The sequence below is a fragment of the Halegenticoccus tardaugens genome, from assembly GCF_004116405.1.
Taxonomy (GTDB): Archaea; Halobacteriota; Halobacteria; order Halobacteriales; family Haloferacaceae; genus Halegenticoccus; species Halegenticoccus tardaugens.
In genome coordinates this window covers 409084-422221 of sequence record NZ_SDIC01000001.1, presented here as the reverse complement: position 1 = coordinate 422221, position 13138 = coordinate 409084, and the positions used below count along the sequence as shown (strand labels likewise).

Genomic DNA, 13138 nt, shown 5'->3' with positions numbered 1-13138 from the left:
GCTTTTGCCCGCGGACCCGCTACCGTCCGACAGTCGAATGGCCCGATACCACATCGAGACGTACGGATGTACGGCGAACCGGGGTGAGAGCCGTCAGATAGAGCGGGCGCTCCGCGACGGCGGCCACCACCCCGCGAACGGGCCCGAGGACGCCGACGTGGCCATCCTCAACACGTGCACGGTCGTCGAGAAGACGGAGCGAAACATGATCCGCCGGGCGAAGGAACTGGAGGGGGAGACGGCGGACCTCATCGTCACCGGCTGCATGGCGCTCGCGCAGGGCGAGGAGTTCAGGAAGGCGGGCGTCGACGCCGAGGTGCTCCACTGGGACGAGGTGCCGACGGCCGCGATGAACGGCGAGTGTCCGACGGTCACGCCGGACACGGAGCCGGTGCTCGACGGCGTCGTCGGCATCCTCCCCATCGCCCGCGGCTGCATGAGCGACTGCTCGTACTGCATCACGAAGAAGGCGACCGGGAAGATCGATTCGCCGCCGGTCGAGGAGAACGTCCGCAAGGCGCGCGCACTCGTCCACGCCGGCGCGAAGGAGCTCCGGATCACCGGACAGGACACCGGCGTCTACGGCTGGGACGAAGGCGAGCGAACGCTCCACGTGCTTCTCGACCGGATCTGCGAGATCGAGGGCGACTTCCGCGTGCGCGTCGGAATGGCGAACCCGAAGGGGATCCACGGCATCCGCGAGGAACTCGCCGAGGTGTTCGCCGAGAACGAGAAGCTGTACAACTTCATCCACGCGCCGGTCCAGTCGGGGTCGAACGACGTGCTCGGCGACATGCGCCGGCAGCACCAGGTGCGCGAGTTCGTCGAGGTCGTCGAGACGTTCGACGCCCGCCTCGACGAGTGGACGCTCTCGACCGACTTCATCGTCGGCTTCCCAACCGAGACGGACCGCGACCACGCCCAGAGCATGGCGCTCATGCGGGAGGTCCGTCCCGAGAAGATCAACGTCACCCGCTTTTCGAAGCGTCCGGGGACGGACGCGGCGAAACTGAAGGGGCTCAACGGCGCGATCAAAAAGGAGCGCTCGAAGGAGATGTCGGCGCTGAAGATGGATCTCGTCGGCGAGGCGTACGAGGGGATGGTCGGCACGACGCGCGAGGTGCTCGTCGTCGAGGAGGGGACCGGCGACTCGGTGAAGTGCCGCGACGGCGCGTACCGGGGGATCGTCGTCCAGAACGCCTCCGAGTACGGCCTCGAACCGGGCGACTTCCTCGACGTGGAGGTGACGGGTCACCAGACCGTGTACGCCTTCGGTCGACCGGCCTGACTGTCGCGGCGATGCGCGTTCGGTCGATCGGGCAGACAGTCGTAGAGACCGTCACGACGGCGTCGTCGGGCTTTCGCGACCTGAGAACGACGCGAACCTACTAACGGAGCGTCGATGTACGGAGGTCCATGTCGGACGACCGACGGTCAGCCCGTTGGCTCCTGCGTCTGCTGGTTCTCGCCGCCGTCGTCGCGGTCGCGGTCGTCGTCACGAGCGGCGTCTGGCCGCCGCTTCTCGCGGTCGAGAGCGGGAGCATGGAGCCGAACATCGGAACCGGCGACCTCGTGGTCGTCACCGCGCCGGGCCACGGGACCGTCTCGGCGGCCAGCGACCCGGGCGTCGTGACGGTACGCGCCGCGGACGGCTACCGACGGTTCGGCGCGCCGGGCGACGTCATCGTCTTCGATCCCCCGAGGCCGGGGCCGCCGATCATCCACCGGGCGCACTTCCGCGTCGAGCGGGGCGAGAACTGGTACGAACGGGCGAACGAGTCGTACCTCCCGCCCGGCGTCGACGGCTGCGACGAGCTTCGGAACTGCCCGGCCCCGCACGGCGGGTACGTCACCAAGGGCGACGCGAACGGCTACTACGATCAGGCAGTCGAAATTTCGCCGCCCGTCCGATCAGGCTGGATCGTGGCGAAGGCGGCGGTCAGGATTCCCGAGTTGGGGTGGGTCCGCATGATCGTGGTGGGGCGAGAGAGCGAGGCGGCGGTTCACTTCGTTGCGGGGCCGACGTCGGCGTCGTCGGATCTCGATGCGTGGCCGGCGGTCGCGTCGTCCGCTTCCGATTCGAGTCCCGCGCTCGCGTCGTCGCCTTCGACCGCGTCGTCGCCCCCCGCCTCCTCCGTCGGGGCAGCGTAGTCCGCGAGCCGATCGGTCTCCTCGTCCGCCTTCCACTCGCCGAGCTCCCGGGGATCGACGTGGACGAACACGTCGTCGACGGCGTCGATCTCCTGCACCGATCGGACGACCGCCGTCTCTATCGCGTGGGCCTCCAGCAGCGTCATGGCCCCCTCGACCTCGATGTGGAGGCTCACGTCGATCTCCGGGCCGACGTAGTGGGCGACGACGTCGTGCGCGCCCATCACGTCGGGGTGCGAGAGCGCGCGTCGGACGATCTCCGCCCTGAGCGACTCGGGCGGGGCGGCGCCCACGAGGTAGTTCACGTTGTCGCGGACGATCTCGACGCCGGTGTAGAGGATGCCGAACGAGACGACGCCGGCGGCGAGCGGGTCCAACAGGGGGTAGCCGACGCCCGCCCCGATCACGCCCACCAGCGCGGCGGTCGCCGTGAGGATGTCGTTTCGGTTGTCGACCGCGGTCGCGACGACCGCCGGCGAGTTGTGCGCCCTCCCGACGCGCAGGCAGTACCGATACAGGAGGTACTTCGCGACGGCGGTCGCGACGAGCACGGCGACGGCCACGGGACTCGATCCGCCGGCGGCGACGTTCCCCGAGAGGACGGTCGTCGCCGACCGCCAGAGAACCGCGCCGCCGGCGGCGAACACGCCCGCCGCGACGAAGAGCGAGACGAACGGCTCGATGCGCTCGTGACCGTGGGGGTGCTCGAAGTCCGGCGGTCGGGTCGTGAGGTACAGCCCCGCGAGGACGATGAGGCTGTACGCGGAGTCCGTGAGGCTGTTGACCGCTTCGGAACCGACCGCGAGGCTCCCCGTCGAAGCCCACACCGCGCCCTTGCCGACCATCAGGAGGAGGTTGATCCCGAGCACCGCCACCCCGATCCGCCTGACGGCCGCTTTCCGCTCCATCAACGGCGGTTCGCCGGCGGCCTCCAAAGGCCCTTCGGGCCGCGTCCGCCGCGCGCGAGCCGTCGGGCGCGCCGACCTCGGCCGGAAGGTGACCTCAATCGAAACGGACGGCTCGGTCGGGTCCCGGAACGACCGCGCCCTCCTGCGACGCGAATGCCTCGTGGAGCCGTCGGTAGGTGTCGTCGAGCGCCTCGACGACGACCTTCGTGTCGCCGACGACCGGCATGAAGTTCGTGTCGCCGTCCCACCGCGGCACGACGTGGGTGTGCAGGTGGTCGCCGATCGAGCCGCCGGCCGCCCCGCCGAGGTTTAACCCGGCGTTGAACCCGTCAGGGGAGAGGGCTTCGGAGATCGCGGCGAACGTGCGCCCTTTCAGTCGCGCGTGATCGAGGAGGGTCGCGTCGGAAAGCTCGGCGTACTCGCCCGTGTGCCGCCGCGGGATCACCATCGCGTGCCCGGGGTTGTACGGGTAGTTGTTCAGCAGCACGAAGCAGCGGTCGCTCCGGGCCACGATTCGGGCCTCGCGGTCGTTCTCCCGCTCCGGAAGGGTACAGAACGGGCAGCCGTCGCCGCCGTCGCCTTCGCGCTCGACCCACTCGATCCGCCACGGGGCGAAGATCTGCTCCATATCGACCCGTGACGTCCCACCCGCTTATCGTTTGTCTCCGAGCGCGGATTTCCGGGCTTAGGAGGGGTATAACCGCGGATTGAACGGAAACAACGATCCGTATGTCGAACCTAAGACTGGCTTGTATATTCCTGCGCTTCGCGGCCTCAGACGCCCGAAAACGTCCGATGAACTGTCGAAATGGTGTGGAACAGATATCGGTCTTTATTCTATCGGCCGCCGGTTGAATCGATACTATGGCAACACAACCATCCGACCTTGATGGAGTCACCGAACCGTGTTCGGAGTGCTGTGGTGAGACGTTACACAAGGTGCGGGTGGAACTACGGACCGAGAGTTCGAAAAAGGAGAACGCGGAGTTTTCCCGAGAGCCCTACCGCGTCGCGGTCTGCATGGAGTGCGGTAGCGAAACGATCCAGCGCATGAACAACGCCTGAAGGCGACCGCTGCGTACCGATTCGTTCCGTTTTGCCCCGCCGAGCCGCGGCCGTCGATCGAGCGAAGGGGGCCGCGGAGGTCACAGCGTCGTGATCTCGCAGCCGTCCTCGGTGACGATGACGGTGTGTTCCGCCTGGCTGACGAGGCGGCCCGCTTCCTCCTTCAGCACGGGGTACCCGCGGAGGACGTCCTGCTGTTTCAGGCGACGGAGCGCCATCTCCGTCCGCGGGCCGTCGAGCCACCGGGCGGCGAACGGGAGCGTCCGAAACTCCGAAGAGACCGTTTCGAGTACCTGCCGCGCCCCGCGGTTGCGGACCGACCGCTCGTTCACGAGTTCGTAGATCTCCTCTTTGCTCCCCTCGCTCACCTTGCCGCGGCCGTCGGTCGCGAACGGTTCGATGGCGACCACGTCGCCGACCGTCAATTCGACCCCGCGTTCGGTCCCGCGGTTCGGAACGCTCGGGCCGGTGTGCGCGTCGTACCGTTCGACGCCGTGCCCGGAGAGGTTGAGCACCGGCGTGTAGCCGTACCCGCGGATGACGTCCTCGATCTCCGCCCCGATCTCGCCGGTTTCGACGCCCGGCCCGACGGCGTCGATCGCCGCCTCCAGCGCCTGCTCCGCGGCCTCGACGAGTTCGTCGTTGCCGGAGTGGTCGACCGTCACCGCCGCGTCGGCGATGTACCCGTCCACGTGGACGCCGAGGTCGAGACAGACCATCTCCTCGCCGAACTTTGCGTCGTCGTCCGCGGCGGGCGTCGCGTGCGACGCCTCCTCGTCGACGCTGATGTTCGCCGGGAACGCGCAGCCGTCCGCGAGCTCGCGGATCCGCGACTCCGCGTGCTCCGCGACTTCGAGGTGCGTCACCCCCGGTTCGATCAGTTCTGCGGTTTCGTCCAGTACGGTCCGGAGGACCTCGCCGGCCTCCCGATACTTCCCGACGACCTCGTCGTCGAGGGGTCCGATGCTCATGCCCGGGTGCTTCGTCCGATCGCGCCAAAGAGATTGCGACATTCGACCGTCGGCGGCCGAGACGGCGGTCGTCCGAGGACGCAACGGCGGACGGTCGGGGACGAAACGGCGGTCGGGGACGGCCGGCCTCGGTTACGTAGTGATATATAGCGCCGTATATCTCTCTTAGTAACCGTTTATTTCCCGACTACCGTACCTCGCCGACGGACAGAACTCAATGACCGTCCGCTTCAACGACACCGTCGAGCCACACCACCTGCGCGTCGACGTCGACCGCTGGGACGACGTGTACGTCGTCGGCGACGTCCACGGCTGTCTGGCTGCGCTTCGATCGCTCCTCTCGGAACTCGACCCCGGCGATGACGACCTCGTCGCGTTCGTCGGCGACCTGATCCGGAAGGGGCCGGACAACCACGGGGTCGCGGAACTCGTCCGCGAGTCGCCGAACATGGTGTCCGTCCGTGGGAACAACGAGGAGAAGGTCCTCCGCGGCGAGAAGACCGTCCCGGATCTCACAGACGAGGACGTGGCGTGGATCCGGTCGCTCCCGGTCGCGATCTCGTGGGACGGGGCGCTCGTCGTCCACGGCGGCGTCGACCCGCGAAAACCCCTCTCGGCGCACTCGATCGACGACCTCCAGAACACGCGCTCGCTCGCGCCGGACGGGAGCTACGATCGACCGTTCTGGTTCGAGCGCTACACCGGGCCAGAGCGCGTGTTCTTCGGACACACCGTGATGGCGCGGCCGGCGGTGCACGAGCACGCGCTCGGACTCGACACCGGATGCGTGTACGGCGGCCAACTGACCGCCTACGACTGGTACGGCGACGAGTTCGTCGCCGTCGACGCGGGGCGGACCGTCCAGGACAGAAAGGAGTCGAAGATCGTCACACCGCGGACGGCGACGGTTCGATGACGGACCGGAGGACGAGCGTGAGCCACGACGAGGATGCGGTAAACGGTGGAGAGGCGAAGATCGACGAGGCGAAGATCGACGAGGAGACGACCGGCGGGGACGCGGACGCCGGCGAGGGGAGGACGCCCGACCTCGACGATCCGACGTACTACCTGAACCGCGAGCTGAGCGAGCTGGCGTTTCAGCGTCGGGTGCTCCACGAGGCGCTCGACGACCGCAACCCGCTCTTAGAGCGCGCGAAGTTCCTCGCCATCTTCACGACGAACATGGACGAGTTCTTCATGAAGCGCGTGGGCGGGCTGAAACAGCAGATGGACGCCGGCGTCACCGAGCTCACCGCGGACGGCCGGACGCCGACAGAGCAGTGGCGGGAGATCCTGGTCGAGGCGCACGAGCTGTTCGAGACGCAGGCTCGCTGCTACCGCGAGGAACTCCGGCCCGCGGCTCGCCCAGGCGGGAATCCGCGTCGTCGAACACGACGACCTGAGCGGGGCGGAGCGAACGCGCCTCAGGGAGTACTTCGAGGGCTCGGTGCTGCCGACGCTCACGCCCCTCACGTTCGACCCGGCGCACCCGTTTCCCTTCATCTCGAACCTGAGCCTCTCGCTCGGCGTGCTGACGCGCGAGGGGCCGGACGACGAGGTGAAATTCTCGCGCGTGAAGATCCCCAAGAACCGCCCGCGGCTGGTTCGCGTCGACGGAGAGGAGAGTGCGGCTGCGGGGAACGGCGCGGTCGACGGGAGGAACGGGGAGGCCGACGAGAACCGGACGATCGGTGGGAACGGAGCGACCGCCGACGGGTGCGAGGCGACGTTCGTCCCCCTGGAGGAGGTCGTCGAGGCGAACCTCGATCTGCTCTTTCCGAACGTCGAGGTGCTCGACGCGTCGCTGTTCCGCGTGACGCGCAACGCGGAGGTCCGGCGCAACGAGGAGGTCGCGGAGGGGCTGATCGAGATGATCGAGGACGTGCTCCGCCAGCGCCGCTTCGCCACCGTCGTCCGGCTGGAAGTCGCCGCGGACATGCCCGAGCGGGCGCGGGCGCTCCTGACGGAGCAGTTGGGCGTCGACGAGCGGGAAGTGTTCGAACTCGACGGTCCGCTCGACTACCGCGGCTTCGTGGACCTCACGGGGCTCGATCGGCCGGACCTGCGGCTCGACCCGTGGACGCCGCAGGTCCACCCGCGCTTTGCGGGGCTCGACTCCGACCGCCCGGCGGAGCTGTTCGCGGAGATCGCTCGCGACGACGTGCTCGTCCACCACCCGTACCACTCGTTTTCGAACACCGTGCAGGCGTTCCTCGACGCCGCCGCGAGCGATCCGGACGTGCTCGCGATAAAGGCGGCGATCTACCGCACCGCCAGCGACTCGCAGGTGATAGAGAGTCTGATCGAGGCGGCGAAGAACGGGAAACAGGTCGCGGTGATGGTCGAGGTGAAGGCGCGGTTCGACGAGGAGAACAACCTCCGGTGGGTGAAACGGCTGGAGGAGGAGGGGATCCACGTCGCCTACGGGACGATCGGGCTGAAGACCCACAGCAAGACCGCGCTCGTCGTCCGCGAGGAGGGCGAGGACGTGCGGCTGTACTCGCACGTCGCCACCGGAAACTACCACTCCGAAACGGCGAAGACGTACGTCGACCTCGGACTCCTGACCGCGGACCGCGACGTCGGACAGGACCTCGTGAAGCTGTTCAACTTCTTCACCGGCCACTCGCTGCACGAGCGGTACAGAAAACTCCTCGTCGCCCCCGAGAACATGCGCGGGCGGTTCACGGACCTCATCCGGCGGGAGGCGGAACACGCCCGCGAGGGGAAGGAGGGGCGGATCGTCGCGAAGATGAACGCGCTGGAGGACCCGGCGATCGTCCGCGAACTGTACGAGGCGTCGATCGCGGGCGTCGAGATCGACCTCCTGGTCCGCGGCATCTGTCGGCTCCGGCCGGGGCTGGAGGGCGTGAGCGACACCGTCTCCGTCCACAGCGTCGTCGGCCGCTTTCTCGAACACTCGCGGATCTTCTACTTCCACAACGACGGCGACCCGGCGTACTACGTCGGCTCCGCCGACTGGATGACCCGGAACCTCGACCGCCGGGTCGAGGCGGTCGCGCCGGTCGAGGGCGGGGCGCTCCGCGAGGAACTGCGGACGATCCTCGACGCGATGCTCTCGGACAACCGCAAACGGTGGGTGATGCGTCCAGACGGACGCTACGAGCAGGTGCGTCCGACGAACGACGAGCCGGTCAGAAACGCCCACGAGCGGTTGATGGAACGGACGAGGGCGAGCGCACCGGCGGAGGAGCCGCAGCCGCTTCGCGCCGAGGGACGACGCGAACCGTCCGTCGACCTCGGCGACGTGTTCACCGAGGGTTCGTAGCGCGGTCGAGACGGGTCACCCCGGCATCGCCGCCCGTTTTCCACCTCCGCTCAGGACCGCGCGACCGCGGTCTGCATCCCGTCGCTGTTGTAGGCGCTCCCCGCGCCGTCGGCGTCGAGCACGATCAGCCCCGCCTCCGACCCGGTGAGTTCGCCGAACTCCTCGATCGCTACGTGAGCCGCCGTTTCCGCGTCGAGTCCCCGTTCGAGGAGCGAGACGGCGCGGCGCGAGAGGGTGACGCGGGCGATGTCCTCGCCGAAGCCGGTCGCGCTCGCTCCCCCCGCCGGAGCGCAGTAGAAGCCCGAGCCGACCTGCGGCACGTCGCCGACGCGGCCGGCGAGCGCGAACCAGCGCCCGCCCGTCGAGGTCGCCGCCGCGAACGTCTCCCCGTCGCTCGCCACCGCCCCGACCGTGTCGTGATCGGTGTGGTCGAGCGTTCCCGCGCCGCGGTCGGCGCGGTCGACGCCATCACCTCCGTCGCGGTCGACGGAGTCGCCCTCACCCGCGTCGTGGTCGCCCCACCGGTCGCGGAGCCACGCGAGGTGGGCCCTCGGTGGGGACTCGCCCGCCTCCGACGGCGGGTTCGCCTCCTCCCACCGCTCGCGGCTCCGCGCCGTCAGCAGGTCGACGCCGGTTTCGACGCCGAAGTCGGCGGCGAGGTCGACGGCCCGCTCCCCCGCGACGAGGACGTGCGGCGTCTCCTCCATGACGACGCGGGCGACCGAGACGGCGCGTTCGACGCCCGGCATGCCGGCCGCCGCGCCGACCGCGCGGTCGCTGGTCATGATCCCGGCGTCGGTCCGGACGACGCCGTCCGACTGGACCGCGCCGCCGACGCCCGCGTTGAACCGTTCGTCCGATTCGAGTACGTTCACGGCCGCCTCGACGGCGTCGAGCGGCGTCGCCGCCTCGGTGCCGCGCGCGGCCGCCGCGTCGAGGACGGCCTGTCTGGGTCCGGGGTCGTCGGGGACGCCCCCCGCGCCCCCGTGGACGATGACGTGCATGGCACTCGACGCGTCGCGCGTGCGGCACATCTGCGTGTCGGTCCGAGCGCGCCTCGGTCGAACCGCGCCTCGATCCAACCGCGCCTCGACCCAACCGCGCTGGTCGAAGCCGGACGCCCGGCGGTCGTGCGACGTGCTGACGGGCCGGTCTCCCGGCGACATTTGCGACTCGCGGCGGAGAACGGCAGGCATTTTAGGCTGCTCGGGAAACCACCGAACGTTCATGAGCTACGACAAGGTCGAGGTCCCTTCGGAGGGGGAGAAGATCACGCTCGCCGACGAGGAGACCGGGAAGCTCGACGTCCCGGAGCAGCCGATCATCCCGATCATCCACGGCGACGGCATCGGCACCGACGTCGGCCCCGCCGCCCAGAAGGTCCTCGAGGCCGCCGCCGAGGCGACCGGTCGCTCGATCAGCTGGATGCGCGTCTACGCCGGCGCGTCCGCCCGCGACGAGTACGGCGAGAACCTCCCCGACGACACCGTCGACGCCATCCGCGAGTTCCGCGTCGCCATCAAGGGCCCGCTCACCACGCCCGTCGGCGCGGGCTTTCGCTCGCTGAACGTCGCCCTCCGCCAGAAGCTCGACCTGTACGCGAACGTCCGACCGACCTACCACATCGACGGCGTCCCCTCGCCCGTGAAGAACCCCGAAGCGATGGACATGGTGTTCTTCCGCGAGAACACGGAGGACGTCTACGCCGGCATCGAGTGGGAGGCCGGCACCGGCGAGGTCGAGGAGGTAAAGGAGTTCCTCGCGGGGGAGATGGGCGTCGGCGACAAGCTGCACGACGGCCCCATCGGCATCGGCGTCAAGCCGATCACGGAGTTCGGGACCAAGCGGCTCGTCCGGCAGGCGATCGAGTACGCGCTGGAGAACGACCGCGACTCGGTGACGCTCGTCCACAAGGGCAACATCATGAAGTTCACCGAGGGCGCGTTCCGCGACTGGGGCTACGAACTCGCCGAGGAGGAGTACGGCGACGTCACCATCACCGAGGACGCGCTGTGGGACGAGTACGACGGTGAACAGCCCGCGGACAAGCTCGTCGTCAAGGACCGCATCGCGGACAACATGCTCCAGCAGCTCCTCACCCGCACGGGCCAGTACGACGTGATCGCGACGATGAACCTCAACGGCGACTACATGTCCGACGCGGCGGGCGCGCAGATCGGCGGCCTCGGCATCGCCCCCGGCGCGAACTTCGGCGACGGCCGCTGTCTGGCCGAACCCGTCCACGGCTCCGCGCCCAAGTACGCCGGCGAGGACAAGGTGAACCCGACGGCGATGATCCTCTCGGGCCGCATCATGCTCGAGTACCTCGGCTGGAAGGACGCGGCGACGCTCGTCCGCGACGCCGTCGAGGAGACGATCGCCTCGAAGGAGGTCACCTACGACCTCCACCGGCAGATCGACGGCGGCGAGAAGCTCGCCACCAGCGAGTTCGCCGACAAGATCGTCGAGAACGTCGAGAAGCTGGCGTAGACGGACCTCGACCGTTCGGCCGACGGATCTGCTTCTTTCGATCTGATTTCACTAGGCAAACGAATCCGTGAATCTCGAAATCTGAGGGATCTGAGACCCGTGACCCTGCGAGGGGATTCTCGGCCGTAGAGTAACGCCAGTCTCAGAGGTTACCGATTGTACCTACGGTTTGGTCTTGTTAGTGGATAGAATAATAACAGTCACAAAGGAAATTACAGTAACGGATACCGAAATTGCGAACTCTAGTAGTGGGCCCCGAGTCGGAGATATTACGAAGTAGTCCAAGAGACCGAACGTGAGAGCGACTGCTACCGCGAGTTGAACGCGCTCGTTCTTAATCGCATATCCGGCTATCTCTACCATAGAAAATAATGGCTTTGTTGAAATCCTATTTCTTCGACGTTTTCCCCGCCAGAATGGCCGTTCCGCAGGTGGGCGACCTGATTGTTAAAGGAACTACCAGTTTCGATAGACATTTTTGCGTGCGTGCTGCATACGCGCTGTGTATCGGTCAGGCCGGGTGTCGAAAAAAACAGTTTCGGAGCGTGAACTCTGCGGGTGCTCAAACGATGGTTTGATTCGACCTGAGCGATGTGCTGCTAGGACTCGTTCAGGCTCACGGCGGTTTGAACGAGGGATTTGAATGCCGCTTCGTCGAGTTCATCACCCTCGTAGATGTCGATAGCTCGGCTGACCTTGGCATCGAGGCTTGCGTTAAACAGGCCTTCGGGGTCTTCCATCGAGGCACCCTTCTCGAAGGTCACTTTCACTTTCTCCTTGAACGCCTGAGCGTTGCAGATGATGCCATCGTGATACCAGACTGGCACACCCTCGGGGTTCGAGGGCTTTTTCCACTTCACCTCTTCCACGACATCGGGGTCGGCTTCTTTGATGAGACTGCGAACCTGGGAGAGGGTCTCTCCTTTCCAGTCGTCCAAGTCCTCGATTATCGCATCGATTTCTTCGGAGGGCGACTCATCATTCGCCGGGTCATTCTTCACCATACTCTATAGAAGGTCGGATGCGGGTTAACGATTGGGACGCCAAGAATCCCAACCGATAGAAATTGCATCTTAGTGGGGACGCTGCTGAGCCTGGCTCCCATGGAGAACTCGCTCACGCCAGACATGTCTCGTTGCCCGCTTGCCACTCACACCATCTATAGAAAACGCTCTGCTGCATACAGTCTCTGTATCGGTCATGGCGCTTCTAACGAAAATCAGAGATGTTACGGCTTGGTTCGCTTCATCGTTGATCTATACCCACACTGTTCAGAGTGTCTTCTCGATATTGTGAGTGAGACAGTCGATAACGAGCTCACGAAACTGCTTCCACCAGTGTCGTGAGCGCACGAATGCCCCATATTTTCGCTTGAGACGGGAGTTTACCGTCTCGTTCTGACTCTGTTGGCCGTAAAGGTCGGCGTCCAGCCGAGCATTCCATGCCTTGTGAAGTGCCGAGAACTCTCGGTGTTTGATAAGCGGACGAAGATTCTCCTCACAGGCTAACGCCCGAACCTTCCGGTCGTCGTATCCTTTGTCACCGAGAAGAATCGCCACCTCACCGGTATTGCGCCTGATGAGTGACGGCGCGATCTGCGAGTCGTGTTTTCTGGTCGTCGTTACGTGGACATCAATGATCGCATTCGCTCTCGTGTCTACGAGCAGTGTAACTTTCAACTGCTGAATCGTCAACTTCGTTCGCTTCGTGTAGTGTTTTGAGGCGTAACTGCGGTCGAACCCGGAGGCGTCGATCCCGACGACACCGTTGGTCGGGAGAAGTGTAACCGAGAGGTTGAGCAGGACACGCCAAACCGCCATATCGAGCCGATTGAACGCCTTACATAACGTCGAAGGAGACAGTAGTTCCTCAAAATCGATGGCATTCCGAATCCGGGGCATCTCGATAAGCTCGTCAAGTAGCTCGCGGTACGTCGTATTCTTCCGTATCTTGAGACAGAGCAAGACGATGTGCTGTTGAAGTGTGTGCCGGCGTTTCGAGAACTTCGATGAGTAACGAGCGATAGCTCGTGAGGCCAAGTGGAATGCTTGCTCAACGAACCGAAGTAACCGCGACTTCGGGAGGGTCTGCATTCGCTCACACTACCGGACGTACCTGTAACTCCATGAAAATTCCAACAGAGCCAGAATAATCAATTACGGTCGTTAAATAACGAGAGGCGACCGCCCGCGACAAGTGAGGTCCGCCCGCCAGTGCACGATTCGCGGGAGAGTACCCGGCGGTCCCCGGCGGCACGCTCGCAC

9 protein-coding genes and 1 pseudogene are annotated in these 13138 nt (G+C 66.1%); 4 read left to right on the top strand and 6 right to left on the bottom strand.

Annotated features, from left to right (window positions below; genetic code table 11):
- Positions 1–37 precede the first annotated feature (37 nt).
- Entirely contained in the window at positions 38–1288 is a 1251-nt protein-coding gene (locus tag C3L37_RS02245) for a tRNA (N(6)-L-threonylcarbamoyladenosine(37)-C(2))-methylthiotransferase (protein WP_129112986.1), read from the top strand.
- 715 nt (positions 1289–2003) lie between these two features.
- Here the strand turns inward: C3L37_RS02245 and C3L37_RS02235 are convergent.
- Together C3L37_RS02235 and C3L37_RS02230 are read right to left on the bottom strand one after the other, a co-directional pair.
- Complete coding sequence (locus C3L37_RS02235; protein ID WP_129112985.1) at positions 2004–3059, bottom strand: cation diffusion facilitator family transporter; 1056 nt, start codon at positions 3057–3059, stop codon at positions 2004–2006.
- Positions 3060–3153: 94 nt separating this feature from the next.
- Positions 3154–3687, bottom strand: coding sequence for an HIT family protein (locus C3L37_RS02230; protein WP_129112984.1), 534 nt, complete (start codon positions 3685–3687; stop codon positions 3154–3156).
- Positions 3688–3923: 236 nt separating this feature from the next.
- On the opposite strand from C3L37_RS02230, the gene C3L37_RS02225 reads away from it, so the two are divergent.
- A complete protein-coding gene (locus C3L37_RS02225) occupies positions 3924–4124 on the top strand; it encodes a DUF7835 family putative zinc beta-ribbon protein (RefSeq protein WP_129112983.1) in 201 nt (66 codons plus the stop codon).
- Positions 4125–4204: 80 nt separating this feature from the next.
- Here C3L37_RS02225 and map read toward each other — a convergent pair whose 3' ends face one another.
- Entirely contained in the window at positions 4205–5095 is an 891-nt protein-coding gene (map, locus tag C3L37_RS02220; protein ID WP_129112982.1) for a type II methionyl aminopeptidase, read from the bottom strand.
- Positions 5096–5312: 217 nt separating this feature from the next.
- On the opposite strand from map, the pseudogene ppk1 reads away from it, so the two are divergent.
- Positions 5313–8384 (top strand): annotated as a pseudogene (gene ppk1, locus C3L37_RS02210) (polyphosphate kinase 1).
- Positions 8385–8434: 50 nt separating this feature from the next.
- Here ppk1 and C3L37_RS02205 read toward each other — a convergent pair.
- A complete protein-coding gene (locus C3L37_RS02205) occupies positions 8435–9388 on the bottom strand; it encodes an isoaspartyl peptidase/L-asparaginase (RefSeq protein ID WP_129113390.1) in 954 nt (317 codons plus the stop codon).
- 223 nt (positions 9389–9611) lie between these two features.
- Here C3L37_RS02205 and icd point away from each other — a divergent pair, with 223 nt between their 5' ends.
- On the top strand, positions 9612–10874 hold the full coding sequence (gene icd / locus C3L37_RS02200) for an isocitrate dehydrogenase (NADP(+)) (protein WP_129112980.1): 1263 nt from the start codon (positions 9612–9614) through the stop codon (positions 10872–10874).
- Positions 10875–11473: 599 nt separating this feature from the next.
- Here icd and C3L37_RS02195 read toward each other — a convergent pair.
- Positions 11474–11878, bottom strand: coding sequence for a DUF1801 domain-containing protein (locus C3L37_RS02195; RefSeq protein ID WP_129112979.1), 405 nt, complete (start codon positions 11876–11878; stop codon positions 11474–11476).
- A 267-nt stretch (positions 11879–12145) separates the two neighbouring features.
- Complete coding sequence (locus C3L37_RS02190; protein ID WP_129112978.1) at positions 12146–12967, bottom strand: IS5 family transposase; 822 nt, start codon at positions 12965–12967, stop codon at positions 12146–12148.
- Between the last annotated feature and the right edge of the window lie 171 nt (positions 12968–13138).